The organism is Methylobacterium sp. Gmos1 (assembly GCF_053764715.1).
In genome coordinates, this window is record NZ_JBSNCC010000002.1 from 1 (window position 1) to 23,297 (window position 23,297).

Annotated in this window: 31 protein-coding genes; 5 read left to right on the forward strand and 26 right to left on the reverse strand. The window is 60.6% G+C overall.

Annotated elements, in window-relative coordinates:
- The first annotated feature begins 137 nt into the window (after positions 1-137).
- Positions 138-932, forward strand: coding sequence for an IS21-like element helper ATPase IstB (gene istB / locus ACS5PV_RS02990; protein ID WP_455393894.1), 795 nt, complete (start codon positions 138-140; stop codon positions 930-932).
- A gap of 49 nt (positions 933-981) precedes the next feature.
- Here the strand turns inward: istB and ACS5PV_RS02995 are convergent, their stop codons facing one another.
- Positions 982-1,494 carry a hypothetical protein gene (locus ACS5PV_RS02995; protein WP_455393895.1) on the reverse strand — a complete coding sequence of 171 codons (513 nt, stop codon included), beginning with the start codon at positions 1,492-1,494 and terminating at the stop codon, positions 982-984.
- A gap of 56 nt (positions 1,495-1,550) precedes the next feature.
- Between ACS5PV_RS02995 and ACS5PV_RS03000 the strand changes: the two genes are divergently transcribed.
- A complete protein-coding gene (locus ACS5PV_RS03000; RefSeq protein ID WP_455393896.1) occupies positions 1,551-2,489 on the forward strand; it encodes an ArdC family protein in 939 nt (312 codons plus the stop codon).
- Between the two features lie 307 nt (positions 2,490-2,796).
- Here ACS5PV_RS03000 and ACS5PV_RS03005 read toward each other — a convergent pair whose 3' ends face one another.
- The 15 genes from ACS5PV_RS03005 to ACS5PV_RS03075 form a co-directional block, all read right to left on the reverse strand.
- Entirely contained in the window at positions 2,797-3,003 is a 207-nt protein-coding gene (locus ACS5PV_RS03005) for a hypothetical protein (RefSeq protein ID WP_455393897.1), read from the reverse strand.
- 114 nt (positions 3,004-3,117) lie between these two features.
- A complete protein-coding gene (locus ACS5PV_RS03010) occupies positions 3,118-3,339 on the reverse strand; it encodes a hypothetical protein (protein ID WP_455393898.1) in 222 nt (73 codons plus the stop codon).
- On the reverse strand, positions 3,339-3,593 hold the full coding sequence (locus tag ACS5PV_RS03015; protein WP_455393899.1) for a hypothetical protein: 255 nt from the start codon (positions 3,591-3,593) through the stop codon (positions 3,339-3,341). The genes ACS5PV_RS03010 and ACS5PV_RS03015 overlap by 1 nt, the downstream gene beginning before the upstream one ends.
- Positions 3,594-3,607: 14 nt before the next feature.
- The gene (locus ACS5PV_RS03020) at positions 3,608-4,189 is read right to left on the reverse strand and encodes a glycoside hydrolase family 108 protein (protein WP_455393900.1); all 582 of its coding nucleotides are present in this window, start codon (positions 4,187-4,189) and stop codon (positions 3,608-3,610) included.
- Positions 4,189-4,494: a hypothetical protein gene (locus ACS5PV_RS03025; protein WP_455393901.1), complete on the reverse strand. Its 306-nt coding sequence runs from the start codon at positions 4,492-4,494 to the stop codon at positions 4,189-4,191. The genes ACS5PV_RS03020 and ACS5PV_RS03025 overlap by 1 nt, the downstream gene beginning before the upstream one ends.
- 32 nt (positions 4,495-4,526) lie before the next feature.
- Positions 4,527-5,972, reverse strand: coding sequence for a choice-of-anchor Q domain-containing protein (locus ACS5PV_RS03030; RefSeq protein ID WP_455393902.1), 1,446 nt, complete (start codon positions 5,970-5,972; stop codon positions 4,527-4,529).
- Complete coding sequence (locus ACS5PV_RS03035) at positions 5,972-6,205, reverse strand: spike base protein, RCAP_Rcc01079 family (RefSeq protein ID WP_455393903.1); 234 nt, start codon at positions 6,203-6,205, stop codon at positions 5,972-5,974. The genes ACS5PV_RS03030 and ACS5PV_RS03035 overlap by 1 nt, the downstream gene beginning before the upstream one ends.
- Positions 6,206-6,274: 69 nt before the next feature.
- Complete coding sequence (locus tag ACS5PV_RS03040) at positions 6,275-6,550, reverse strand: hypothetical protein (RefSeq protein WP_455393904.1); 276 nt, start codon at positions 6,548-6,550, stop codon at positions 6,275-6,277.
- Positions 6,550-7,377 (reverse strand): hypothetical protein, encoded by an 828-nt coding sequence (locus ACS5PV_RS03045; RefSeq protein WP_455393905.1) that lies wholly within the window; start codon positions 7,375-7,377, stop codon positions 6,550-6,552. Before ACS5PV_RS03045 ends, ACS5PV_RS03040 begins: the two co-directional genes overlap by 1 nt.
- Positions 7,377-7,889 carry a hypothetical protein gene (locus ACS5PV_RS03050; protein ID WP_455393906.1) on the reverse strand — a complete coding sequence of 171 codons (513 nt, stop codon included), beginning with the start codon at positions 7,887-7,889 and terminating at the stop codon, positions 7,377-7,379. Before ACS5PV_RS03050 ends, ACS5PV_RS03045 begins: the two co-directional genes overlap by 1 nt.
- A 24-nt stretch (positions 7,890-7,913) precedes the next feature.
- The gene (locus ACS5PV_RS03055; RefSeq protein ID WP_455393907.1) at positions 7,914-8,507 is read right to left on the reverse strand and encodes a hypothetical protein; all 594 of its coding nucleotides are present in this window, start codon (positions 8,505-8,507) and stop codon (positions 7,914-7,916) included.
- The gene (locus ACS5PV_RS03060) at positions 8,486-9,661 is read right to left on the reverse strand and encodes a hypothetical protein (RefSeq protein ID WP_455393908.1); all 1,176 of its coding nucleotides are present in this window, start codon (positions 9,659-9,661) and stop codon (positions 8,486-8,488) included. Before ACS5PV_RS03060 ends, ACS5PV_RS03055 begins: the two co-directional genes overlap by 22 nt.
- Positions 9,658-10,449, reverse strand: a complete 792-nt coding sequence (locus tag ACS5PV_RS03065; protein WP_455393909.1) for a hypothetical protein — start codon at positions 10,447-10,449, stop codon at positions 9,658-9,660. The genes ACS5PV_RS03060 and ACS5PV_RS03065 overlap by 4 nt, the downstream gene beginning before the upstream one ends.
- The gene (locus ACS5PV_RS03070) at positions 10,446-12,806 is read right to left on the reverse strand and encodes a phage major capsid protein (RefSeq protein WP_455393910.1); all 2,361 of its coding nucleotides are present in this window, start codon (positions 12,804-12,806) and stop codon (positions 10,446-10,448) included. Before ACS5PV_RS03070 ends, ACS5PV_RS03065 begins: the two co-directional genes overlap by 4 nt.
- Positions 12,778-13,455 carry an HK97 family phage prohead protease gene (locus ACS5PV_RS03075; protein WP_455393911.1) on the reverse strand — a complete coding sequence of 226 codons (678 nt, stop codon included), beginning with the start codon at positions 13,453-13,455 and terminating at the stop codon, positions 12,778-12,780. Before ACS5PV_RS03075 ends, ACS5PV_RS03070 begins: the two co-directional genes overlap by 29 nt.
- A 175-nt stretch (positions 13,456-13,630) precedes the next feature.
- Between ACS5PV_RS03075 and ACS5PV_RS03080 the strand changes: the two genes are divergently transcribed.
- Entirely contained in the window at positions 13,631-14,407 is a 777-nt protein-coding gene (locus ACS5PV_RS03080; protein WP_455393912.1) for an eCIS core domain-containing protein, read from the forward strand.
- Between the two features lie 14 nt (positions 14,408-14,421).
- Here the strand turns inward: ACS5PV_RS03080 and ACS5PV_RS03085 are convergent, their stop codons facing one another.
- The 10 genes from ACS5PV_RS03085 to ACS5PV_RS03130 all read right to left on the reverse strand — a co-directional run bounded on the left by ACS5PV_RS03085 (position 14,422) and on the right by ACS5PV_RS03130 (position 22,338).
- The gene (locus tag ACS5PV_RS03085; protein WP_455393913.1) at positions 14,422-15,186 is read right to left on the reverse strand and encodes a phage minor head protein; all 765 of its coding nucleotides are present in this window, start codon (positions 15,184-15,186) and stop codon (positions 14,422-14,424) included.
- On the reverse strand, positions 15,183-16,526 hold the full coding sequence (locus ACS5PV_RS03090) for a phage portal protein (protein WP_455393914.1): 1,344 nt from the start codon (positions 16,524-16,526) through the stop codon (positions 15,183-15,185). The genes ACS5PV_RS03085 and ACS5PV_RS03090 overlap by 4 nt, the downstream gene beginning before the upstream one ends.
- A gap of 2 nt (positions 16,527-16,528) precedes the next feature.
- On the reverse strand, positions 16,529-17,740 hold the full coding sequence (locus tag ACS5PV_RS03095; protein ID WP_455393915.1) for a hypothetical protein: 1,212 nt from the start codon (positions 17,738-17,740) through the stop codon (positions 16,529-16,531).
- Between the two features lie 115 nt (positions 17,741-17,855).
- Entirely contained in the window at positions 17,856-18,302 is a 447-nt protein-coding gene (locus tag ACS5PV_RS03100; protein WP_455394445.1) for a terminase small subunit-like protein, read from the reverse strand.
- Positions 18,303-18,308: 6 nt separating this feature from the next.
- Positions 18,309-19,535, reverse strand: a complete 1,227-nt coding sequence (locus ACS5PV_RS03105; RefSeq protein ID WP_455393916.1) for a hypothetical protein — start codon at positions 19,533-19,535, stop codon at positions 18,309-18,311.
- The gene (locus tag ACS5PV_RS03110) at positions 19,532-20,323 is read right to left on the reverse strand and encodes a hypothetical protein (RefSeq protein ID WP_455393917.1); all 792 of its coding nucleotides are present in this window, start codon (positions 20,321-20,323) and stop codon (positions 19,532-19,534) included. The genes ACS5PV_RS03105 and ACS5PV_RS03110 overlap by 4 nt, the downstream gene beginning before the upstream one ends.
- A gap of 25 nt (positions 20,324-20,348) precedes the next feature.
- Entirely contained in the window at positions 20,349-20,582 is a 234-nt protein-coding gene (locus ACS5PV_RS03115) for a hypothetical protein (protein ID WP_455393918.1), read from the reverse strand.
- A gap of 523 nt (positions 20,583-21,105) precedes the next feature.
- Positions 21,106-21,672, reverse strand: coding sequence for a hypothetical protein (locus ACS5PV_RS03120; protein WP_455393919.1), 567 nt, complete (start codon positions 21,670-21,672; stop codon positions 21,106-21,108).
- Entirely contained in the window at positions 21,672-22,151 is a 480-nt protein-coding gene (locus ACS5PV_RS03125; RefSeq protein ID WP_455393920.1) for a hypothetical protein, read from the reverse strand. Before ACS5PV_RS03125 ends, ACS5PV_RS03120 begins: the two co-directional genes overlap by 1 nt.
- Before the next feature lie 13 nt (positions 22,152-22,164).
- Complete coding sequence (locus tag ACS5PV_RS03130) at positions 22,165-22,338, reverse strand: hypothetical protein (RefSeq protein ID WP_455393921.1); 174 nt, start codon at positions 22,336-22,338, stop codon at positions 22,165-22,167.
- 142 nt (positions 22,339-22,480) lie between these two features.
- On the opposite strand from ACS5PV_RS03130, the gene ACS5PV_RS03135 reads away from it, so the two are divergent.
- Both ACS5PV_RS03135 and ACS5PV_RS03140 read left to right on the forward strand, forming a co-directional pair.
- Positions 22,481-22,630, forward strand: coding sequence for a hypothetical protein (locus ACS5PV_RS03135; RefSeq protein ID WP_455393922.1), 150 nt, complete (start codon positions 22,481-22,483; stop codon positions 22,628-22,630).
- 20 nt (positions 22,631-22,650) lie between these two features.
- Positions 22,651-23,262: a phage replication initiation protein, NGO0469 family gene (locus ACS5PV_RS03140; RefSeq protein WP_455393923.1), complete on the forward strand. Its 612-nt coding sequence runs from the start codon at positions 22,651-22,653 to the stop codon at positions 23,260-23,262.
- Positions 23,263-23,297: the final 35 nt, after the last annotated feature.

Here is a 23,297-nt window from a genome sequence, read left to right on the forward strand (position 1 = left end):
CCGCCGCCCTACGGCGGCCGCTCGGTGCGCCAGATCCAGGCCCCGGCGGTGCCGGCTCCCGCCCATCCGGTGATCGGGCTGCAGCACCCGCTTGCGCTCTACGACGGGCTCTCGGGCCTGATGACGGGAGAACCGGCATGAGCGACCTGCAGCATGCCCGCCTCGCCGAACTCTGCGCCGAGTTGCGCCTGCAGGCGGTGCCCGCAGCCTACGGCGCGCTCGCGCAGGCGGCGTCCGAGCGCGACACGCCCTACGCCGTCTTCCTGGAGGAGGTGCTGCGGGCCGAGCGCGAGGCCCGGCGCACCCGGGCACGGGAGATGTTCGCCCGGGTGGCGGGCTTCCCGGCGGTGAAGACGCTGGAGGGCTACGACTTCGGCTTCGCCACCGGGGCGCCGCGGGCGCAGATCCAGGAACTGGCCAGCCTGGCCTTCGTGGAGCGGGCGCAGAACGTGGTGTTCCTGGGCCCGTCCGGCGTGGGCAAGACGCATCTGGCGATCGCGCTCGGCTACCTGGCGACGCAGCGCGGGATGAAGGTGCGGTTCACCAGTGCGGCGGACCTGGTTCTGACGCTGGAGACGGCGCAGCGCCAGGGGCGCCTGAAGGAGGCGATGCACCGGGCGGTGAACCTCTACCGCCTGCTGATCGTCGACGAGATCGGCTACCTGCCGTTCGCGCGCGAGCAGGCGAACCTATTCTTCCAGGTGGCGGCCAAGCGCTACGAGCGGGGAGCGATGATCCTGACCTCGAACCTGTCGTTCGGGGCATGGGACCAGGCGTTTGCGGGCGACGCGGTGCTGACGGCGGCGATGCTGGACCGGGTGTTGCACCATGCCTGCGTGGTGACGATCACCGGCGAGAGCTACCGGCTGAAGGACAAGCGGCGCGCCGGGCTGGTGGCGCTGCCAGTGCGGGAACCAGCCGTTCCCGCGTGAGGGGTGGGTCAGGTTACGATCGGCGACAAACCAAAAGGTGGGTCAGACTTCAATCGGCGTTGACACCGTTGCTCGGGTTCACGAGGTCGATGACCACGCGCCGGTATTTCATGGTGTTCAGGGCGGCCTCAGTCCCTGCGGAGATTTCCCCATTCGCCGGGTCGTTGAGGAACAGGTCCGGCTTCGGGCACTTCCACTTCTGGATGACCCGCACGTTGGCGATAATCATCTGGCTCTTTCCGGTGCCAGGGACGCCGAACATGATGAGGCTGCGGTTCTTGTTGCCGTAAGTCCGGTCGGCAGTGTTCCTGAAAACCCCTTCCTCCCGGCGGATGCCAAGGTACGGCCCGCCGTCAGGGACCAGGTGCCCGCGCTTCTTCAGGTCGCGGCGTGTGTAGAAGTTCGAGCCCTCCGCCTTCGGCTGCTCCTGAAAGCACCCGTAGACGTACTGACCCGCTTTCCAACCCTTCTTTACAGAATAGCTGACCACTCGCCCGCCGATGACGACCGGGGCGCAGAGAAGGTCTATCGACTTTGCAGCTACCTTTAGAGGGTTAATCATGTTCTAATCTTGGCTGTAGTTCTGCGTAACATCAAAGCGTTTCAACGAGGTTTGCCATGAGCAAAGCCGCGAACGAGAAGTCATGCCCAGCCCATCCCGAGGCATGGCAGGAAGCTTTAACCGCCCGCATCATCCAGGATCTGAAAGAGGGAGTGCCGCCGTGGGTCAAATGCTGGAAAGAAGACCGTACCTGCGCCGCCGTCCGGCTGCCCATGAACATCACGGTCAACCGGCCCTACGCTGGCATCAACGTGCTTGCCCTCTGGTACGCCGCTTTGGAGAAAGGCTACCGTACCCATGGCTGGCTCACCTACAATCAGGCCGGAAAGCTCGGCGCTCGCATTAAGAAGGGCGAGAAAGCCGAAAAGATAATCTTCGTGGACTATGTCCAGAAGAAGGATAAGGGGGCGAAGGAGGGCGAGGAGAAGCAATTCTACCCCGTCGTCAAATTCCACAACGTGTTCAACGTGGACCAGTGCACCGACATCCCCCTGCCCTACCTCAAGCCGCCGGAGATGTTGCCGCCGTCTGAGTACAAGCTGGCGATGGTGCGGTTCGCTCACGATACAGGCGTGCAGTTCATCCAGTTCGGCTGCCGGGCGGCGTGCTACAAGCCCTCCATCGACCAGATCGAGCTGCCCAAGCTGGAGAGCTTCACCAGCGAGGACGCCTTCTGCGGTGTCCTGGCCCACGAGCTGATTCATGCCAGCGGCCACAAGGACCGCCTGAAGCGGACCTACGGCAAGCGGTTCGGCGACGAGCTGTACGCCGCTGAGGAGCTGGTGGCGGAGATCGGCAGCGCCTTCCTCTGCGCCCACCTCGGCATCCCGCCGACGACGCGCGAGAACGCCTCCTACATCGCCACCTGGATCACGGTGCTGGAGAACGACTTCCGCGCCATCACCAGCGCGGCGTCCTATGCGTCGGAGGCGTTCAACTTCCTCACGCGAACTGTGGAAGAAAACAGGGCCGCCAGGCTAATGGCTGCTGAATAATCACTGCCCCGGTGCGAGCCGGGGCACTTTTTTTGGAGTGAAGCGATGGAATGGCGACCGGTTGGTGCCCCTCCCGACATACAGCAGACGGATGAGATAGACCTTTATCTTCGATATGCCGACGGCACAATCAGGGATGGATCATACGACCAGGAGATTGGCTTCTTTGTCTGGAACTTTTCTGGCGTCGAAGAACCTGTAGAATGGTCATATCTCTGGGAAATGCCCCCGCCGATAACCCCACCACCGGACGGCAAAGAAACACAGTGGTTCTGACCTATGGCCGGGAGCAATCCCGGCCTTTTTCCTATCTACGCCCCTTCAGTCCCAAGGCCGCAAAGAAGCCAATCGCGCCGAACACGAGGAGCAATGCTCCGATCCACGGTACGACCAGGGCAATGCCTATACCGGCGACGAGCAGGCCGAGCGAGAAGCCGTTGAAGTTCGGGTGGTAATTCTGGGCCTTCTGCAGCAGGGCTTCTCGGCGGTCGCTCCAAAGGGTTCTTACCGGCATATTTCCTCCCAGACCGCACGGGCGCGGCCTGCATCGTTCTGTGTTTTTGGGGTGTCCCGGCGGCTCACCTGAATGGGCTTGAGCTTGTCGCAGAGCACGGCTTTCACCGGGCCCTCACTCGTCACGGTAGACGCCATACTTCTCGCGGTAGCGCAGCTTATCAGCATCAGAGAGAGCATCATAAGCAGCGCCAGCCTGATCGGCCTTCTGATCGAGGGCCAGGGCGGCCTCAGCGTCATCGGCGCGCCGCTTCTCCTGCGCGTTGGCCAGAGTGACCTCCCGCAGGAGCAGGACACCACCCAGCCACGCCAGGATTTCCCTGAGCCATGCGGGCACTACTGCGCTGCCGGCTCGCCGTTCACGACGGCGCTGTTGCTCGGATCGCTCACCACGACCACCGGCCCCTGAGCGACGACGTTGGTGCGCTCCTGGATCAGCACGCCGTCGACGGTGTGCAGGATGTCCTGAGCCGGTTTGACCTGCATGTAGTCGGCCAGGCGTTGGGCGCCGCCAATCACGAAAAGTGCGATGAACGTGTAGAGAGACTTTGTGGCAATCTCTTTGATGAAGTTGGCGAGGAAGGCAGGCACCGGAATTTCTTTCTTTATGCTTTAGCTTCGTCGGTATCCGGCACGTCGTCAAGGATACGATTCGCCATCCAGCCGTAGAAGAAGGTGCGCTGGCTCCGGTCCTTCAGTGCCAGGGTCAGGTAGCGGTCCGCCTGCTGCCCCTCCAGCGCGGCGATGAGCACGCTCTGGCCCGGGCGCTTACCCCGGTGCATCGCGTACCGTTCCAGCACGGCGAGCGTCGCCTTGCCGATCCTGCCGTCCGGCACGAGGTCCGCGCCGTACCGCTGGTCGTTGTTCAGGGCGTTGAGCGCGAGTTGCAGCCATTCGGAAGCAGCGGATACGCCGCAGTTCACCGCCGCGTCGGCCAGCTCGATAGCGAGCCGGGGAAACAGCTTGGCGATGGCAAGGAACTGGAGCGGCCGCAGGTAGCTCCGCAGGTACACCGCCTGCACCTGCTCCCGCGTCACCGTGTCGATGTTCAGGCCATTGGCGCGCGCCACAGCCTCGGTCATGCCGAAAGCGGTCTTGCCGCCCCGGTCGTTCGGGTTGTTCACCCGGCCGCCCTCGGTCCCGAAGATGTGCGCCAACGCATAAGCCTGGGCGTTCTCGGGCGTCATCAGCGGCCATCCGCCATTGGCTTGTTGCCGAACCCGTTCTGCATGAGCAGCATGCGGCGGATTTCGCCCACACTGGCCTCAATGCGGATGGTGCTGTCACGGGTTTCCTTCGCGTCCTTCGCGTTGTCCTTATTGCTGGCAAGGATGCTTTCGATGACCTTCGTATTCTCCTGACCGTTCCGCTCCACGTCGTTCAGGCGCAGCCATTGGTTGAAGCAAAAGCTCACGAACAAGAAGATCCCGCCGAGCAGGTACGGCAAAGGAATTTTGTAATCAATCCAGCGGGAAATCGTCTTACGGTTCACGGCACATATCGATCTTGAGCATCAGCAATTCATCATGCCTTCTCGTAGGCGCCGATGTCCGGCGTCCCACCTTGAGGCACCGCGTTGCCGTCCTTGTCGGTGGTGAGGCCCAGGTTGGCCCCGACGTTGATGCAGGGCGAACCAGCTTGCAGGTGGAAGTCGCCAGCAGCAGCGTTCACGAACAGCGGGTTGCTCGTGATGCTGTGACTGCCCACCTTGGCGTTCAGATTACCGGCGCTGTTATCGAAGTAGTTGGTGGTGTTCCCGAAGGCGCAGTTGTAATCCAGGGCCTCGATCACGCCATTGTTGAATTGGTCGTCAAAGCCGCGGGACCAGTTAGCCACGATCATGTTGCGGAAGTTGTATGTGAACTTGGGTCCATCCGTGATGAAAACACCGGCCCGGCCTGCCCGCATACCGCCGTACAGCACGTTGTTGTAACCCTCGATCCGCACGTTGCTGGTGAGGCTGGAACCGCCCTGAGCATTGATGCCGCGATTGTCGTTCACGCTGCTCTTGCAGACGTTGTAGTGGAATTTGTGCACGCCGGGCGTATTGGTGCCGGAGGCGATGCCGTAGACCGGGAAGTGGTCCCAGTTGTTCTCACAATAATTGCCGTAAGCCGTGGTGTACCCAGTGGATTGATTGCCCACGGCGGATTTGTTGTTGTACCGGATGTCGCAGCCGCGCACGGTGACACTGAAATAGTCGTCAGTGCCCGGATTGCCGTGGAACGACACGCCGTCCCCGGCTGATCCAGTCCCATCCTTCGGGCCGTAGCCGCTCGCCCAGATGCGGCTATTCTCAATCAAAATATTCTTGGGCGGATTGACCCCTGCATCGCCGTCAACACCGTCCTGTGTCGAGCCGTAGACATCGCCTCGGAACGTCCCGCCTACGACGCCGAGCCCGAACAGGCAGGCGTTCCGAGGGGAGCAGAGGAGAGAGAGGCCGTCCACGACACAGCCATTGCCGGTCACACGCACCAGGGCCGACGTGCTGGACGGGTTGAGGACGACCTGTTCGTAATTCTTGGCGTTCGGGTCGGTGCTGCTGAAGACGTACAGCAGGCCGTTACTCCAGCCCCACTGGCCGGACGTGGGCGCGGTCGGTGTGCTGGTGTTCTCTGCCAGCTTGGTGATGCCGTCCAGGGTGTATGCAGCCCGCTCAAACACGTTGGTGGGCTTGGCGGCGAGCGGCGAGGAGTAGACGTTGCCGGACACCAGCGTCCACGGCGCGGCGATTGCGGTGGAGCCGAGCAGGACAGGCAGGTTGCCGGTGCCGAAGGTGGTGACCTTGGAGCCGCCGGACAGGGCCGGGATGCTTCGCCCCCGCAGCACAAGACCGCGCTGGAAACGCAGGTCCATCGCCGGGCGCGCCCAATCGACGGCATCGAAGTCCCCGGCCGAGGTGATGAAGATCGGCGCCGGTGGCGCGTACTGCAGGATGGGCGAGACGCCGATGCCGATGCCGAGCATTAGGCGTAGGCCACTCGTAGCCCTGTGGCGGTGGTGGCGGCGGCAATCCCCTTGCCCTGGATGGGATGCCAGATACCGGCGGCGACGTTCGCGTAAGTTGCGATGTTGCCGCTGGCCTCAACCACGATCAGCGTTCCGGTCCCGCCGACGTAGACGGCATTGAATCCAGCAGATGACGCGAAATCAACTCCCGCTGTAACTGCGGCTGTATCGCTGACCGGGTTTGTTCTCATCGCGCCTCCCTGGCTTTCTTTATTGGATAAGCTTGCCTGAATAATTTGTTTCTATGCAAGCGGTTTATCTCATAGTTTGACCGTGACCCCAGCTACGGGTGTCGTCACGGTGGCCGTGGTGCCGCTGGTGCTGGTTGAAGCGCCAAGGGTGCTGAGCGTCGGCATCCACACGCCGCCGACCCGCTTCTGGTCGGCGGTTGGCGGCGGGGAAGTGACCTCAACCGCGCCCGGCACAGGACAGGGCAAATCCGCCCAGCCGCCGAGGTAGTTTCCAGACGCGTCCGCGTAGTACCGCGCCGCCGATCCCTGATTGGCCATGATGCCGTTGGTCGTCTTCGAATCCATCACGCGAAAGCCCTCAGGATCAGGCGCCAGTTCGCGTTCGTGAAGGTGACGCCGGTGCCGGTGGTGAAGTGCAGCCCCTGGAATGGGCTACCGGTCGCGTACCGGATCGCCAGCGCGCTGCTGGTGGCGACGATGGCCATGGCCGTCGCGTTGTTCGAGCCGTTGAAGGCCAGAGGCACAGTGATCCGGTCGCCGACCGAGTAACCGTACTCGGCCGTCTTGCACACGAGAATGGCGTAGAGAAGCTTCGGCTCGGCGTTCAGCCCGTGGGCGATGTTCAGGAGGCCCGCGCCGGTGATCGCCTGCTCTGCGCTTTCGAACGAGGCGGTGAACACCATCGGCACGGCGGCCCAGCTGAAGTCACCGCGCAGGAACTTCGAGGCGTCGGCCGCGCCGGTGAACGGCAGATCGACCGATGAGATAGCGCGGAAGCCGGGCGTCGCGTCCACACCGCTGGAGGGACCGGCGAGAAAGGTGTTCTTGGCCTGCTTGTTCCAAGCCACGTTGATGCCCCCTGTCACGGTGTACTGAGAGGGCATCGTGATCGTCAGGGTGCTCTGGTTGCCGTCGAAGGCACAGAAACCCGAGACCTTTTTCACCGTGCTCCCGGCGGTGATGTAGATGTCATAGGTGCCGTTCGGCAGCTTGCCTTCCACAAACCCGTTCGCATCGCAGATGAGCGGCGCGGCCTTGCGGGTGGTCTCATTGTCCTCGTAGACGGCAGCCTCATTGTTGGTGCCGCCCTGATAGATGAAGACCTGCGCGCCGACGAGCGGCTTGACTGCACCTGTGCTCTGGTCGGTAACGGTGGTGGCGAACTTCTGCATCAGGACACCGATGCAAAGTCGAGAGGTTGGTCGGCATACAGGCGAAGGTTCGACACCGCGGCCCCGCTGGCTCCCCCGGCCGAGCCGCCGTTGCCCCGGACCTGCACGCTCTGCCCAGCCTTCACGGTCACGTCGGCGGAGATCTCGCCGCTGCCGGAAACCGCCTGCTTCGAGCCGATCGCCGTGTCCCCGACGAACAGCTGCACCTCAGCGCCGTAGCCCGCACTCACTCCGTAGGTGAACTTGGCGGTGTAGGTGCCGTCATGGGCGACCAGTGTTTCCTTCCACTTCTGGAGGCCGCTGCTGTTGGTCATCTGCACGGGAGCGGCGTTGGTGTGCAGCAGGTATGTGCCGGCCGAGAATCCGCCGATGGCCTTAGGGCTGATGCGCGGAGCGTTGTCGACGCCCGCGATGACCGCCAGGAGATTGTCCCGCAGGGCCCGCATAAGGCTTTTTGTGACCGGACGGTCCTGATCTATCTGTGCGTCTGGGATATTCGTGTAATCGACCACATGGCGAGCTTTCTTGGGTACAGCTTAGTTTATTCTAGGACCAGGCTGCAAGTCGCTCATCACGCCTGCATCATTGCTGATGAACATGTATTTCTTGCGCTGGTCGTCGGTCGCCGCGCTCCACGGCGCCATCGTATCCGGTGTGATGGAGGAGAGCTTGCCGACGCCGGTGGTGCTCACCTGCAGCAGTACATATTCGTACTGCGTGCCGACCTCGACCTCCCGCTCCTGAGTGACGATGTAGCGGATATAGCCGGGCGTGCCGTCCGGGTTCTGAATCAGGCGGCTGGTCACATCCACCAGGTCGCCAGTATGCAGGGTGTAATCCTTGGCATCGACGCGCAGGGTCACCTCACGGGGCGTCTCCGCGTAGCGCGCCAGCAGGCGGAGCGCGACCTGGCGCGCCTCAGTGCGGGTCGGCGCCCAGCGGCTGAGGATGGTTTCCGTGGCGGGCACGCCGTAGGCGCTGGCGGCTTCGCTGGCCGCATCGACCGTGACCTCGATGTAGCGGAAGTTCTCCTGCTTCGCGTCCTTCGTCGGACCGGTCAGGCCGAGGTAATAAATTACCCGGCTGATGCGCTCCTTCTCCTGGTCCTTCACCTTGAAGGAATCGGCCACGATGTGCTGCAGCTCATCGAACACCGGCACGTTGCCCGAGGGCGGCTGAGGCACGATGGCCTTGAACGGAGCCTGGCGGCCTGCTCATCCCACCACAGCGCGCACCCCGTGCTCGCCATCAGGTCCTCAACGAGCTTCTGGACGCCCTCCGGTTTGCTCAGCACGATGGTAATGGCGTAGCCGGGCAGCCAGGTCGCAGCCTCCGTCTCCCAATCGGCCTGGTTGATGTAGGCGGCGCTGATCCCAGCGTAGGTGGTCAGCAGATCGGCGGCGACGGTGGCCACGCTGACGGCGGTATACCGGATGCACAGCTGCACGGCGTCCGCCGCCTGATGGTCGGCGGCGGCCGAGCCGTCGCTGCCCCGTGTCAGCCCCGTCAGCTGGTCGCCGCTTTTGGCCGTGTAGCGAATCAGCTCATCCCCGACGCGGACGGTGCCGCTGGCAGGGTAGGACGCGCCGACGCCGGTGGGCTGAAGGGCCAGGCTGGCGGCCGAGGCCGTGATATCGGCCGACAGGGAGCCGGTGCTGGTCACCGGCGCGACAGCCTTGTCCGTCTCGGCAAACCGCAGCACATCCTTGCCGTAGACCTTCACAACGCCGTTGGCGTCCGGCCCCTCCATGCGGTCGATGAAGTAGGTGCGCGTCTTGCTGTAGATGGTCCGGTCGCCGTCCACGTAGCCGGTGTTCACCCGCATCACACGGTTCAGCATGAACGGGTTGCGGGCCCGCAGCTTGCCGAAGAAGCTGCCCTGATCGTTGGGGAGGTAGGCCCGGCCGCTCGCATACGGGTCGATGCCCCGGTCATGGTACGGGAAGTCCTGCATCGTCACGACGACCGAGGCGCTGATCGACAGCCCGGACGGCTTCAGCTGGGTCGGCGCTATGTCCACATCCTGGATGCAGGGGAAGAGGGTCTCACCGACGGGCCGGAAGGCGTTGGCCGAGCAGAACCGGTACGTCTTGGCCGTCTTGGCGTAGGCCAGCGGCGCCTGGCACGTCTTGAACGTGTTGAAGCACTTCTGGCCGCCGGTAGTGCCCAGGACCGCGGTGCAGGGCGCTGCGCCATACGTCAGGCCGCAGAAATCCAGGTCCAGCTCCACCACCGTGATGGGGCGGCGGCCGACCCTGATGCGCAGCTCATCAAAGGTGGTCATTCGACCACGCCCCTGATGTTCAGCGTGGCGCCCATGTACCCGTTGTAGTGGGTGAAGGTCGGTGCGGGCACCTCATCCTCGGACCAGACCAGGGCCACGTCCAACGGGCGCTTGACCACCTGCGGGGCGAAGAAGAACGGCTTCCGCTCGATGTGGCGGACCAGCGGCAGCCAGTTGGCCTCCATCCATGCCGTGGGCACGAACTGAACCACCAGCGTGGTCCTGATGCCGTTCGCCAGGACACTGCGGCCAAGGAAGGCGCCGCCATCCGACAGGCTGGTGGTCAGCCGGGTCGCCCGCGCGAACCGGGGCGGTGCCCAGCCGAGGTACATGCCATAGGGGAGCGCGAGGTACTGGCCGAAGCTCACGACGCCGAGACTGAACACCTGCGTGCAGATGATGACCAGCCGCCACTGCGTGGCCGTCTTGGTGTCGAAGAAAACGATCCGGGGCGCGTTGTTCGCCGGAGCCACGCCGGACGTGGCATCGACCCAGGTGGTCCCGTTGTAATATTGCAGGCCGATGGTGCCGCCGTACTTGTAGACATCCTGATTGTAGACGGCCAGGTAGTTGGCCGAGCCCGGCATAGTGAGGGTCAGGTTGATGTACACCGTCCCGGCGGCGGCGGGCTTGAAGAAGTCGCAGGTGAGCCAATCGTAGGCGTTAGCGACCGGGTAGGCCGCGTTCTCACTGGAGGCGGTGACCGTGCCGCGTTCCAGAAGGTTGTCGTAGGCGATCCGGCACGGGTTCTGCGCGGTTGTGCTAGAGGGCAGGATAAACAGCGTCATGCTGCATATACTTCTACACGAGCGCCGCTCTTTTGTTGCTCGTTAATTTGATCAATGAGCTGGCGGACAGCCAGGCCAGACAACAGCGCGCGGTCGCCTCCTTCGATGGAGATGTAGACTTGCGTAACCGCGTTCTGGCCCGTTGTGTTTTGTTCGTACTGGCCTGTGCTCGAATTGAAGCTCGTTCCTGCGTTACCGGGGCTTCCGCTCGACTTATCACCGCTCGCCATCATGGCCGCCTGAGCAATCCCGGTGGCCGCCACTGCCGCCGCCGAGATGTAGCCCATAGTGCGGACTGTGGTTGCCGCCGCGATTCCCATCGGGGTCGGCCCATATATTGCGAGGGCTTTGGCTGCCGCCACTTCTGTGTTGATAAGCATTTCCGCGATTGCTCGCGCCTTTTCGAAGGCCAGCATGGCAATCGCAATCGCCTTGTTTTTGTTTGCGAACACCTGAACAAAACCGAGAATAGAATCCAGGGCCTGTTTGCGTGACGACGCTATAAGTGCATCATTGTCACGCTGTTGTTGCAGCGCCTTCTCCGCAGCGTCCTGCCGAATCTCGTTGAGGTTGTCCTGGTGCTCCTGCTCCAGCTCCTCTGCCATCCGACGATACTCTTCATCGGTAACCAGTCGGAGTTCCAGCGCCTCTTCAAGCCGCTTTTGCTTTTCCTCGTACTGAGCGTTCTCCTGCTCGGTTTCCGTCCCGAACTGCTCAGTCACATAATCCTTCAGCTTTTGACGGTAGGCCTCATCCGTGGCCGCCATCATCTCGTTGTACTTTTCCTTTGTGATGGCCTGTTTCGCCAAGGCTTCTTCAATGATTTTCTGCTGATCCTCATAGCTGGCTTGCAGCTTGTCAGGATCACTCCCGATGGACACTCCAATGTCGCGGACCTGTCCACTCAAGCTATCGCGCTCATCGGCTTGCCGTTTGGCTTCGCGCTCGGCTTCCTTGCGTGCCTGCTCGGCCTCGCGGGCTGCCTTCTTACGGGCTTTCTCAGCGGCTTTATCTGCCGCCGATGTGTCCGGCGATGCGAGCTTGCCCAATGTATAGGAACCGCTGACTTTTGGAGCCGCCGGCGCATGCTGTGCGTTGAAGTCAGCAATCGTCTGCTGAATCATCCGTTGTTGGAAGGTCGCAGCGTCGTTCTTTGATACCCGCTGCTTTTGGACCTCGGCTCCCAAACCGAACGGTAGATTGTTGCCGACGCTTTCAACAGCGGAATTGGCCTTAGCAGTGAAGCTGCCGATGCTGGCAGCTGCCTGGACTGCGGCACTTGCGACTTGCGCCAGCAGCCCAGCCAAGGCGGCGAGACCAGCTTGAACCTGCGGGTCGTTGACCGCAGCCGTAAGCTCCACGACACCGTCGGTCACTGCATCAAGGATGCCCGCACTGGCGAATCGGGCCTTGAGGTCGAACAGCGCGTTTTCCAGCCGGTTAAATGCGGCCTGTGCGCTCTGGGTGGCATCTTCCAGGCTGGCGCCGAACTCCTGCCGGACTGCGGCGGCAAACTTCGGCAGGAAGTCGCCGGACATGACCTGCCCCTTCTGCATGAGCTCGCCCAGCTCGGCCGTCGTCACGCCCATAGCCTTTGCAGCGATCTCGAAAGCGCCAGGGAGACTTTCGCCCAGCTGACCTTTCAGCTCCTCCATCTGGACGGTGCCCTTGGCCGCCATTTGTTCGAGCGCCTTAAACACCAGGGCTACGTTCTCGGACGGCAGGTGCATGGCGGTGGCCGCCTCAACGTCAAAGGCGCTGTCCGCCAACATTTCTTCAGTCATACGCGGGAAGGCGTACATCTTCTTGGCGGCAATCTCGATCTTGCCGATCTGCGGGGTGCCGGTCTCGACAATCACGTCACCTTCACCGGCCCAGCCTGCCGACGCTTCCTGGTCGTCCAACGGCATCTCAACGCTCTTCTGGGAGGTCTTGATGACGGTGGCGATGCTACGCATGGCCGAGGTCTCGAAGATTCGCCCGTTGATCGGGGCCAGCATCTGAGCCGGCACCATGTACCCACCATCCGGCAGGCTGTCGGTGCTCAGGTACTTCTGCTGCTCGGTGTTCAGGTTGCGGTCGCCCTTGCGCAGGAACGCATCGTAGGCGGCCTTCTCAGCCTTCTGCTGCTCGGTTTGGGCATTGTCGTTGGCTAGACCGCCACGCTCGAAGGCAGCCTTCAGCTTCTGATGCTCGGCCTGCATGGTTTCGAGAGAGGTGGCGACCTCGTTGGCGCGCTTCTCAATCTCGGCCTTTACTGCCGGACTGACTTCCTTAACGGCAGTATCGTGGGCATTACGGAGCGCATCAAAGCTCTCGGTAATGGTCTTAACTGTTTGCTCTAGTTCCTTGCTCACTGGGGAGTGACTTTCTTGCACGTTCAGCCAGGCTCAAAAGCCCGGCCATGAGTGCGGCTGAATCGCCACCATCCCGGTGCGCCAGCATCGCCTTGAAACCGCTGGACACGATGACTTTCGCATCTTCGCGGCTATACCCTGCATCCCGCAGGACAATCTCTAAATCCCGTTCGCTCTCTGGCGCGGACTTCACACGGTCCACGGTCGCATCGGCATTGGCGGGAAAAGTAACGAGGGACACTTCCATCAGCTTCACCTTGCGCAGGTGACGAACCTTGGTGTCCGCATTGAAATAGTCTTCCAGGGTGATGAACCCGATGGACAGGCCCTTAAGCGCGCCCTGCTTGAGGAGCGAGTAGGCTTCCTTGCCCTGCTGCACGTCCTGGTTCAGCTTACCGCGGAGCTTGAGGCCGTGTTCGTCCTCCTCCATCTCCACGTAGATGCCGACCGGCTGGCTGGGATTGTGCTGCCAGAGCAGCGCAGGCATCCCGTATTTGCGCAGAGACTCGATGAAAGCCCCTTTGTCCACGATCTCATTGTAGGAATCGACGACGCCAAAGACCGAGCCGTAGCCCTCAAACTCACCAGCTTCGCCGCCATCTTTTGCTTTGATCTCGGCGCTGAACTGGAGAACCTGCTTCTTTTGCATCAACCAACCCTTGTTTATCGCATTAAACACACATGTTAATGCCTATGACAAGCTTGTCGGTTGCTTCTTCTTCAGAACAGAGTTTCGTTCGAGTTATGTCAGGCGAGTGCCGGAACGGAGGCTTGACACGCTATGGTTGGCGTGCGGTAACTGGCACGGGCTGGAGGTATTGCAGATGAGAGCTTTAGCCGTACTTCTCTGTTCAGTAATTTGTACCGAAGCCCTGGCCTGGGATCCCATAGGGGATATCAAGAATCCCGGTCGAATTTTACGGAACATACAGAGAGAAACAGGCGCTGCTATTGATAAAGTTCCTGTTGTTGGGCCTGCAATAAATGATGCAGGGAGAACGATAGATCGATGGAGGCTAGAACTCCAATCCAGTGTATTTACTGGACCCGGGCTTGAGCAGTGGTTTTACGCCTCTAGGAATACGTCTATCAACGGTGCTCAACCGATTCCGCCGAACATCAGGGCTGCCGTCCAGGGTTGGTACGATGATGATGTGCTCAATCGTGCAAGATTCAAAGTCGGCGATGGTGGCGCGCTGAACCTCGCCAATAATTCGATCCGTGTTGGCAGTGCTGAAGCTGTTACCCTAATTGACGTAATCGTATTCAAAGGCCCTACCGAGGCATCTCAACCTGACTTGTGGGTGCATGAACTGAAACACGTCCAGCAATTCAGAGATTGGGGCGTACGGGACTTTGCAATTAGGTATATGCGCAGCTGGAACAGCGTTGAAAACGAGGCGTACGCCATTCAAGGCGAGTACCAGCGCAATCCTGGACCACGAGGACAAACCGCCTTTCAGCAGCCGCCAAATTTCCCAATGCTTTCGCAGATGTGCGCAACACCGGCAGGCATGTGTATAGTTCCTCAACCTCAGCAGAAAGGCGTTCAATGCGGATGCCAATTCCCCAATGGGTTGTTCATGGGGTTTTTGCAGTAAGTATATAGCTAAAACTATGTAGACACCGCGAACGCCAATACGCAGCGGCAGTGCACGACGTTTGAGGCACTGCCGCGCGGGTCGCCCGGCCGGGCCATCTTCTCCCCGCTCACTGTGAAATTCTGATCCATGGGAATGGCAGGTGACCCGGCCATGGCCGCGTGACCGTCGCGTGTCCGGCCGTCCTGCACCGGCACCCACCGCTTCAGCATCTCAAGGCCGTTGTCCTGCGCCACCTTCTCGGCACCGGCCTGGCTGGCAAACATCATGGCGCCGTGGGTTTCGGTCCGGGCGATGGTAATGGCGCGGAACACGCTGAGGCCGCGCACGGCCAGCAGCTGGGTCGCTACCTGGACCGGGTTGAACTCGGCATCCGGCGCCAGGGCCTTGTCGATGACCCGCTGCATGTCGGCTCGGGTGGTATCGGCCGTCTCCTTGGCCCGCTGCGCCCCGAACTCCACGATCCACCGGCGAACGAGCCAGTGCCAGAGGCGGTCCCAGGCTTCCTTCCGCTCCACGGCGGCGGATAGGGCCTTGTCGCCCTTCAGGGCCTCAACCAGAGCCAGCCGTATGGCGATGGTGTCGTAGTGCTCGGCCAGCGACCCCATCATGGCGACGTGATCGTGGAAGTGCCGGTCCAGCAGCTTGCGAGACGAGGCGAACTCGGCCGCCGCCTGTTCGATGTAGCGGTTCTTCTCCCGGTAGAGGGCGCGGGCATAGGGCCGCTCCACCGTCTCCATGAGCTTGTCCCACCGTGCGAGCAGCGCGGCGTCGCTCACTTCACTCCGAACTCGCGCGACATGGCGCGCGCCGTTTCCTCGGCCGTGAACCCGGCATCGCGCATAGCCTTCGCCAGCGCCGCATTACCCTCGCCGGGCGGCGGGTTGTCGTTGCCCGGCTTGGCCGGAGCCTCGTTCAGGCGGTCCAGCGGGCGCATGGTCCCCTTCATGTAGAGGAGGTCGGCACCCTTCTCCGGTGAGAGATCGAATCCGACCTCTACCCGCGCCTCGTTCGGGGTCAGCAGGCCGGAATCCACGGCCTTGACCATCCGCTCGAACTTCCGGCTGCGCTTGGCCTCCAGAGCGGGCACGCTGTCGGCGTTGTAGGTGAGCTGCAGGCCCTTCCCGTAGAACGGGGTGAGGAAGTCGCTCAGGGCCTCGATCACCTCGTCCAGCAGCGGCAGAACGGTATCAGACCACAGCCGCTCCAACGCGGCGTCCATATTGCTGAACGTGGCGGCCTCGGTGGTGACCAGCGGCAGGGGCACGCCGTAGACGAGGGCGATGTTCTTGGCCGCCTCGGTCATGGAGGTGCCAAAGTCCATGTCCACCGGATTCATGGACAGCGGGGTGAACTTCACGCCGCCGGTCAGGACGGGCATCGTCCCGGCGTTGCTGGTCCCGGTCCACACCCTGGAGAAATAGGTGCGCAGCTGCTGCAGCACGGTGTCGTTGACGCTGCCGGTGGCCTCAAGCAACCCGGAGGGCCGGGCGCTGTTCTTCAGCAGGCTGAAATTCCACTTCCCACCGGCGTTGTGGGTGTCGGTCGCTACCGCGGCGGCGGCGAGGGGCGACATGCCCCGCCAGTCGTCCAGCAGGTTCGGACCCTTGATGTGGAGCACCTGGCTCTCGCCGGTCAGCGGGTTGACCGGGTAGCGCTTCTTTTGCTCGCCGGACCCGTAGATGAAGGCCACGGGGAGCGCGCCCGCCTTCGGCTTCTCGATCTCGATGTGGCGGGGGTCGAGGTTGTAGAGCTCGGCCGGCTTGCCCGTCTCCGGCAGGCGGAGCACAAACGCCTCACCGGCCGCCTGGTGGAAGGTCACCAGCTCCTTGAAGAACTCCTTGCCGTTCTGGGTGGGGTTGGGCTTCCGCAACAGGTCGAGCAGCGGGTGCTTGGTCGCCACCGTGTCGGCGTCGCCCTGCTTCATCTCCAGCTTCACGCTGGCGGCGTTCTTGGCGATGACCGAGATGCAGGAATAGACGATGGGGTTGCCGCTGTAGCCCTCCTTGAAGAAGCCCGCGAGGGTGCGGGAGACGGAGGAATCGGCGTTGAGGAGGATGAAGGACTGAGAGCCGGGCGCGGGCTGTGCTTTCTTGCTAAAGAGGTCAGTCCATCCCATTCCTACAGAACAATCACTTGCGGTTCAGCTCCACGGGTTGTTCTGGCACGGTTGGCCAGGGCAAGACTCATCACGCAGTCGTCATGCATGCCCTCTGGCGCGGAGTACCGGACTCCCGTTCTTGTGTATTCATACTCGAAGCACTCAAGCTCCGATTTGATTACTCCGTCCGGATAGTAGATTTCCGATTGCTGAATGGCAACAGCTAAGCCTTCCATCAGCATCTGCTTGCTGGCGGATGAAAATTTGTAGCCCTGGTAGTTGCTGTACTCGGCACCGCCGGTGTCGGCCTGCAACTCCTCAAGGATGGGGTCACCGACCCCGGTGCTGTCCACGAGGGTGGGCTTGCTGCCGCAGATAAGCCGGACGCGCTTCATCGTCTCGCGCCAGGGCAGCTGGAACCGGTGGAACTCGCAGACCGCGCCGTCCTCATCGAGGCCGATGATGACCGTCCAGTCCACCGACTTCGCCAGGTCCACCCCGTAGCAGACAGCGGGCTTCCGGCTCAGCTCGCGCGCCTGCTTCTCGATGTAGCTGATGCCGAACGGGTTGCCGCCGTCGTCGGACGGCTCGCACAGGTACAGCTCCCGGAACACGTTCTCCGGAAGGGTGCGCCGGGCGTCGTCCAGCTCGGACTGCGGGAACACCCCGGCAGCGACGGCATCAAGGGCAGTGATCTTGTGGTAGCTGTGGCCGGGCTCTCCGCCCTCGGCCTTCCGCGACCCTTTGAAGAACCAGTTCCCCCTCCCCTTCACGTTGCCGATGAGGCGGATGGGGCCCTGTGTGGCGGTCAGGGTGGAGCGGAGGGCGTAGAACGCCTCCACGCGCATCCGTGAGGCTTCGTCGGCGACCGCAGCCCACACGTCCTCCCCGTACAGGAGGTCCGGCTTCTCGCCCGTCTTGAAGCGCATGACGGCGCCGTTGACGGTGTTGGTCAGGGTCAGTTCGGAGTCGTTGGAGCGGAGCAGGCCCGGTGGCACACCCCGCTTAATGCGCCCGTAAGCGATTTTGGCGACACCGGTGGCCGGTGCGACCCACCAGAACTCCCGGCCCGGCTTGCCCCTGATGAGCGACTGTTCGAACAGCCAAGCCATGCAGGAGACGGTCTTACCGCTTTTCGTGCTCCCCTCGATCCAGGCATACCGGTCGCTGTTGAAGAACGCCTGCTCTTGCTTGGCGTAGAGCTTAGGCCGCTCGTAGACGTACTCCTTCACTCACCGGAGGCTAGTGCACTGACGCCTTCAAAAGGTACACCGCGCTCGCCAAATTGCTTCGTCATTGCAGGTGGTTAACGGGGATTCGCCTGATACGTTCGTCGGTGTCAGTGTACTAGGAGCCGATCTTGATGGTGAAGGTGGGCGGCGCCGTGGGGTCGTTCGGGTCCGCCAGCTGCACCTTGTCGCCGTACTTCTTCGGCGCGGCCTTACCCATCAGCCATTTGCGGGTTTCAGCCCGCAGCTTGGAGCGGGCCACCGCTTCACCGTTCACAATCCAGCCGATGGTTTCGCCGTCGCGTCCCAGCTTTTCCATCCAATCGTTTTGCCCGTCGTCCGCGATTTCCAGCAGTTCCTCAGCCCAGAACTCGGCCCGCTGCTCCATCGCGCGTGCGTACTGCTTCTGAAAATCGTCGTTCTCACGCGCCCAGCGCATGATCGTACCCATGCTGGGCATGCCGTCCTCAGCATCAAGGACGCGCAACGTGGCGCCTGAAGCGATACGTTCACAGATCGCCAAAGCAAGTTCTTGGGTGTAATTGGTTGGACGTCCTGTAGCCATATGCAACTAAAGCTGCAAATCCAATCTCTCTGCAAGCTCTTTCACATATGTACTGCTAAGACCGAAGCGTTCTTTAATGATGACACGAGAAAGGCGATGGTTTCCATCGATGATGCCGTCCAAACTCATAAGAATGAAATAAAAATACAAAACGCGCCTTGCTGCCTCATCCCATTTCTTATACTTCAGCGGATTACTCATGATTTCATCCGCTCTATATCGGGCTGCTGAAAGTTTTTTTAGATATTCCTGAATCAGAGGCACAACTCGTTCGTGAATTTCTGCTGGTGCCTGCTCCCACCGGAAATAAAGATAAGACAAGCGTTCAGCACGATGGAAATCTTCCCTGGCGGCTCCGTGCCGAATTTCCCACAAAAGTGGATCTAGTATAAAATCGGGCTTATTATAATTGAAAGTAAGCCGGGGCCAGTTATGGCGCCACCAGTATTGGTAAATACCGTTCGGGAAAAGTTCCGTAAAGCGCTTATCTCTGCCCAGCTCTTTTGCAAAAGTGTTGAAGTTTCCGGCCATAACCTGGTTCACAAGAAACCCGAAAACCATTGCTTGCGCGCGTTCAGCTGAAATCGCCCCCTCAAGTAAGTTACCTATAACTGCCATGAGTCGTTGGTAATCGGTTTTTGTAGCGAAACGCTCAATCCACTCAAGCGCGATGCGGCGAAGCTCCTCGTCAATCGGATGCGGTGGCTCGGTAAGAGATCGGGCATGTCTCACCGCATCGCCAAGCCTTGTAATCCAATAGCGTGAATGGACAGGAGTCCTTTCGAAAATATCGCTGAAAGAGGCAGCAATCTCCTCCACCATCCATTGGTCTTGCTGCTCCTGAAAGACGCCATTTCTGGCATCGCCCAGCAAGCGTCGCAACGTTTTCAGGACTGGATGATCGATAGCCAAATTATCGAACCGTACAAAAACATCATTGGATTCAGCATCGCCAGGGATGATATGGCAGAAGCCGTTAACCCAGAACGGTATCGGCGACGGCTCACCTAATGTGTATGAAAGAAGCTGATGATCTTCTGGTAGGTTGTAGTCTATCTGAAATCCCTCTGCGTTGATGAAATCCATAAATTCAGTGATTTTGAAGCTAGCGTCCGTTTCGCCAACATACATCGTGTTTTCGCCCGGCACGCCGAAGACTGCGATGCCGATCGAATCCACATCAGGGACGATACGTATGGCCCCCAATAACTGAGCAGTGCCGGCCAGACTCACAGACGGACTCCGGCCTTTTTGTAGATTTGCTTCACAGCCTGGTATATCTGGCCATAGTGAGCATGCAGAGAGAGCGGGAAATGGCTGTAGGTTTCTACGTTCTGAGTGAGATCATTCAGCCACGTCATGAGCGATGGTTCTCGGGTAACTTCTTCCGGTACCACAACTCCAAGCACGTTTTCGCGCGTCAGTACAACATCCTGATCCAGCGAGACTTCGATAGCAGCAGCACGATCATCACATTTCCGGCTCGAGTTGTCTAAAGCCAGTCTGCAAACAGCCATGATCTCCTGATGGCGCAGCGTCATCTCATGCTGTTCGGTGATTTCCTCGAAGCCAGCCGCAGCGCGGTTGAAATATTTATCTGGATTTTTATAAACAAGCGAGATCAGCCGTCCAATGTTGCGCCTGTCGGAAGAAAGCTCAAAACCTTCCAAGTCAAAGCCTGTTACATAGTCCGGCAAACGATGACGCATAAAAGCGCCGCTGTCGAAAGGGAATATCCGTTTGATGCTGGGCGGTTCGTGGAAGCGGAGAACAAACGCCATAGGCAGCTGCCAACGCTGCGGGTTCTCGATGTCATCTTGCTTATAGGCCGGGCGCCCGACGAAGCAGTAGCATAATTTTTCTGCTTTGAAGACGCTGCAGGGCATTGCCAGCAGTCGTCCTGATTTCTTCACCTTCCAGATATTCTGTACTTGGGTACTATGGACAAGAGGCGGCTCTTTGGCGACTGCGAGGTTGGATTTCTCCAAAAACTCTCGCAGTGTCAGCGGTTCATCATCCATCTTTCGATCCGCCCCAGGCCCATGATTATTGCATGGGAAGCGGCTTGACGCCCCGTTCGACGTCCTCGGCAATCTTTTTCAGAAGCTTGACAGCAGCATCTTTTCCCGCCCGAACCTCAAGGAGACTTGCTCCAACGCTAGCAAAAATGAAAGAGACCTGAACTGCGGTGAAATCTTGCTCGCTAATCAGCTTCACCGCGTACTCTTCTACTTCGGTAGACAGCCTCATGAGCTGTTTCTGCATTTCGACTTCGGTCATGATACCCCTCACTACCAATTCCGAATGAGGAGCCTACGGCACCTCTCTAGTTCAATCTATAAGCGACTTCTCTTGCTGGCAATTGCGCTCTGAGATTGATACGCCCGCAGGCAGCGGGCAACCTGCCTACGCCGCTTCCGGGCTTGGCGCCGGGTGAGCTCCATGGGCTTGGGTGCCTCCGGGTAGACGGTGAGTACCTTGCGGGTCCGGCAGTCGACCACGGCCACGAACCGGATCAGGCCACGCCGGACGGCGGCGACACACTCGGCCGTACCGTGCCGCTGTTCTCCAATGGCGGCCCTTAGTGACGCGCACACCTGCGCCAGCTCCTCATCCGAGAGCGTGATGCCGAAGCGTTCCTGCATCCTCTGGTGAGCGTGTTGGGAGAAGCGGAGGGCCATGAGGGTGGACGGGAGAGGTCAGAGCTTTCTGAGAGCCCGCCGCATCAGCCAGTCACCGGAGCGGGTAGCGCCACCGGTGAACAGGACGGCGCCGAGGACGAGGAGGGCGAGGCGAAGGTAGGTCATTGCGCTCCCTCCCCGTTCATCGGGCAGCCTTCAGCCTTGGCCGGGCACTCGCTGACCTGAGCGCACCCGCATGCACGGCAATCGACAGGGAGGTCGCCACCACGAGGCCTGGAACGACGGTCTTTGCCGTCCCATGCACCCCACCGCGCCGCTTCTTCGCTCAGCGCACGCCGCTGATTGTCAGACAGGGCCAGGAGGACGTAGGCCCGACCGTTGGCGCGTACCGCCTTGCCCTGCTTCATCTCAATGCAGGATCGGCGCAGGCAGGCGCGGACGTTGCTGACATCTTTATGGACGACGAACACCTTATGGCCGGCGTTGCGCAGCTCAAAAGCCAGGTCATCCATCGTCATGATCTGACCGCGCATCAGGGCGCGCAAAAGGATGCCCTCCCGTGTGTCGGCATACTCGGGGAGGAGCAGCTGGCCTGCGGTGATCTTGCGGACGCTCTTCCGGGGCGCCGGTTTGGGCGGTGCGGTGCGGTCACCAAACCAAGGGGACTGGGGGGCCGGGTCGATGAGCTGGTCCAGCCAGGCTGAGAAGCGGGAAAGGATTGCCAGCATCAACGTGCCTCCCCTTCGAGACCCTGGCCTTCAGTCCATTCGAACTTCACGCAGGCGAGACGCTGAGTTCCGAAACTTGAAAACGGTTTACGGTCCGCCCCTTCGCGCGTGAGATGGACTTCAGCATAGTGCTTGGGCCCCTCACCACGCTGAATTCGAATACCTTCTTCCGGGTAGATGTTCACCCAGCACTCGCCGCGCAGCGGCTCTTTCTTCTCCGGCTGTGGCTGCAACATCTCACGGATGATTTCGCGGACACGTTCTTCCGTCATAAAAGAAGGGCTTTGGTCTGCAAAATCTACCACGGATCGCTCAGCATAGGCTCCGGTTGAAGTGCCGTTTTTATAGTACCAACCGCCGTTAGAAAGCTTGACCGACAGCCCCATAGCATCTTCATCATAGATCTGTACAATCACTATGCTGTTATCTTTTAGCAGAACTTTTCGACCAACATCTTTGACAGTAAATTTGAAGTCCACATTTCTCTCTCCCTTAGATTTGAGCCGCAGCCACGCTCAGCAGCAGGCCGGTGGCGGCATAGCCGAACTTCAGCAGGCCGATGACCGTAAAGGCCACCACACCGGTTGCCAGCAGCACAGCCCATCCGGGCACGTCCTTTTCCTGCATGATCGGGTGAGCAGCGTGGCTGGTTAGATGACGGTCCATTTATTTATTCTTCCTTGTTGTGGCCCCAAGGTGAGGCAGGTTCCAGTCATCGTCAAACAATATTTCACATTTATTTCACTTTTATTTGTTGACGACATATCTGTGTTGTCACAATGTTCTTCCACCAAGGAAGGATAACGAGATGGGAGAACACACGCTTCACCTTGGGGACGCGGATGGACCGAGCCCCAATGAATACGCGGCCATGATGGTGGAGCTGGCGATTGAACGCCGCTGCCCGCCCATGACTGATGCCGAGATCGACGCCATGGCGGCGTTGTTCGGCCAATAACGAACGAAAGCACGAAGAAAATGAAACCGCAGAAATCCGGCGGCAGCTACCGACAACCTCCGGCTGGCCCTCAGCCAGCCATCCTGTACAGCCTCATCGATCTGGGCACGCAGGAGGGCAACTACCAAGGCCGCATCACCCGGAAACGCAAGATCAACATGCGCTTTGAGCTGCATGGCGAGGACTGCCAGATGGACGATGGGCGGCCGATGTCACAGGGAATGACCTTCACCCTCAGCTCCCACCCTAAAGGTGCCCTGCGACCGTTCATGGAGGCATGGCGGTCCAAGTCCTTCACGGACGAGGAGTTCGAAGCGTTTGACCTGCGGAAAATGCTCGGCGTTCCCTGCATCCTGACGCTGGTGCAGGACGGCGACTACATGGCCATCAACGGCATCAGCAAGCTGATCGCAGGCATGGCGCCCCCGGTCCAGAAGAACCCCAGCATCTACCTCTCCCTGGAGCCGGGCGAGTTCCAGCCGCATCTCTTCGACGGCCTGTCCGAGAAGATGAAGGAGACCATCCGCAAATCGCCGGAGTACGCCGCCCTCACCGGGCAGGCTCAGGCTACTGGTGGTTCGCCGATGAAAATTAGCGACGATGTGCCGTTTGACGACGACATTCCGTTCTAATGGGAAGGGGCTCAGCCCCTCCCACTCAACCCCAA

Coding starts and splice junctions, on each gene's coding strand:
- ACS5PV_RS03035 (WP_455393903.1), bottom strand. CDS start 6,205: ATGAGAACAAACCCGGTCAGCGATACAGCCGCAGTTACAGCGGGAGTT.
- ACS5PV_RS03100 (WP_455394445.1), bottom strand. CDS start 18,302: ATGGCTACAGGACGTCCAACCAATTACACCCAAGAACTTGCTTTGGCG.
- ACS5PV_RS03130 (WP_455393921.1), bottom strand. CDS start 22,338: ATGGACCGTCATCTAACCAGCCACGCTGCTCACCCGATCATGCAGGAA.
- ACS5PV_RS03120 (WP_455393919.1), bottom strand. CDS start 21,672: ATGCTGGCAATCCTTTCCCGCTTCTCAGCCTGGCTGGACCAGCTCATC.
- ACS5PV_RS03115 (WP_455393918.1), bottom strand. CDS start 20,582: ATGACCGAAGTCGAAATGCAGAAACAGCTCATGAGGCTGTCTACCGAA.
- ACS5PV_RS03000 (WP_455393896.1), top strand. CDS start 1,551: ATGAGCAAAGCCGCGAACGAGAAGTCATGCCCAGCCCATCCCGAGGCA.
- ACS5PV_RS03090 (WP_455393914.1), bottom strand. CDS start 16,526: ATGGGATGGACTGACCTCTTTAGCAAGAAAGCACAGCCCGCGCCCGGC.
- ACS5PV_RS03030 (WP_455393902.1), bottom strand. CDS start 5,972: ATGCTCGGCATCGGCATCGGCGTCTCGCCCATCCTGCAGTACGCGCCA.
- ACS5PV_RS03040 (WP_455393904.1), bottom strand. CDS start 6,550: ATGGATTCGAAGACGACCAACGGCATCATGGCCAATCAGGGATCGGCG.
- ACS5PV_RS02995 (WP_455393895.1), bottom strand. CDS start 1,494: ATGATTAACCCTCTAAAGGTAGCTGCAAAGTCGATAGACCTTCTCTGC.
- ACS5PV_RS03020 (WP_455393900.1), bottom strand. CDS start 4,189: ATGACGCCCGAGAACGCCCAGGCTTATGCGTTGGCGCACATCTTCGGG.
- ACS5PV_RS03075 (WP_455393911.1), bottom strand. CDS start 13,455: ATGCAAAAGAAGCAGGTTCTCCAGTTCAGCGCCGAGATCAAAGCAAAA.
- istB (WP_455393894.1), top strand. CDS start 138: ATGAGCGACCTGCAGCATGCCCGCCTCGCCGAACTCTGCGCCGAGTTG.
- ACS5PV_RS03045 (WP_455393905.1), bottom strand. CDS start 7,377: ATGCAGAAGTTCGCCACCACCGTTACCGACCAGAGCACAGGTGCAGTC.
- ACS5PV_RS03065 (WP_455393909.1), bottom strand. CDS start 10,449: ATGACGCTGTTTATCCTGCCCTCTAGCACAACCGCGCAGAACCCGTGC.
- ACS5PV_RS03080 (WP_455393912.1), top strand. CDS start 13,631: ATGAGAGCTTTAGCCGTACTTCTCTGTTCAGTAATTTGTACCGAAGCC.
- ACS5PV_RS03060 (WP_455393908.1), bottom strand. CDS start 9,661: ATGACCACCTTTGATGAGCTGCGCATCAGGGTCGGCCGCCGCCCCATC.
- ACS5PV_RS03135 (WP_455393922.1), top strand. CDS start 22,481: ATGGGAGAACACACGCTTCACCTTGGGGACGCGGATGGACCGAGCCCC.
- ACS5PV_RS03110 (WP_455393917.1), bottom strand. CDS start 20,323: ATGGATGATGAACCGCTGACACTGCGAGAGTTTTTGGAGAAATCCAAC.
- ACS5PV_RS03005 (WP_455393897.1), bottom strand. CDS start 3,003: ATGCCGGTAAGAACCCTTTGGAGCGACCGCCGAGAAGCCCTGCTGCAG.
- ACS5PV_RS03140 (WP_455393923.1), top strand. CDS start 22,651: ATGAAACCGCAGAAATCCGGCGGCAGCTACCGACAACCTCCGGCTGGC.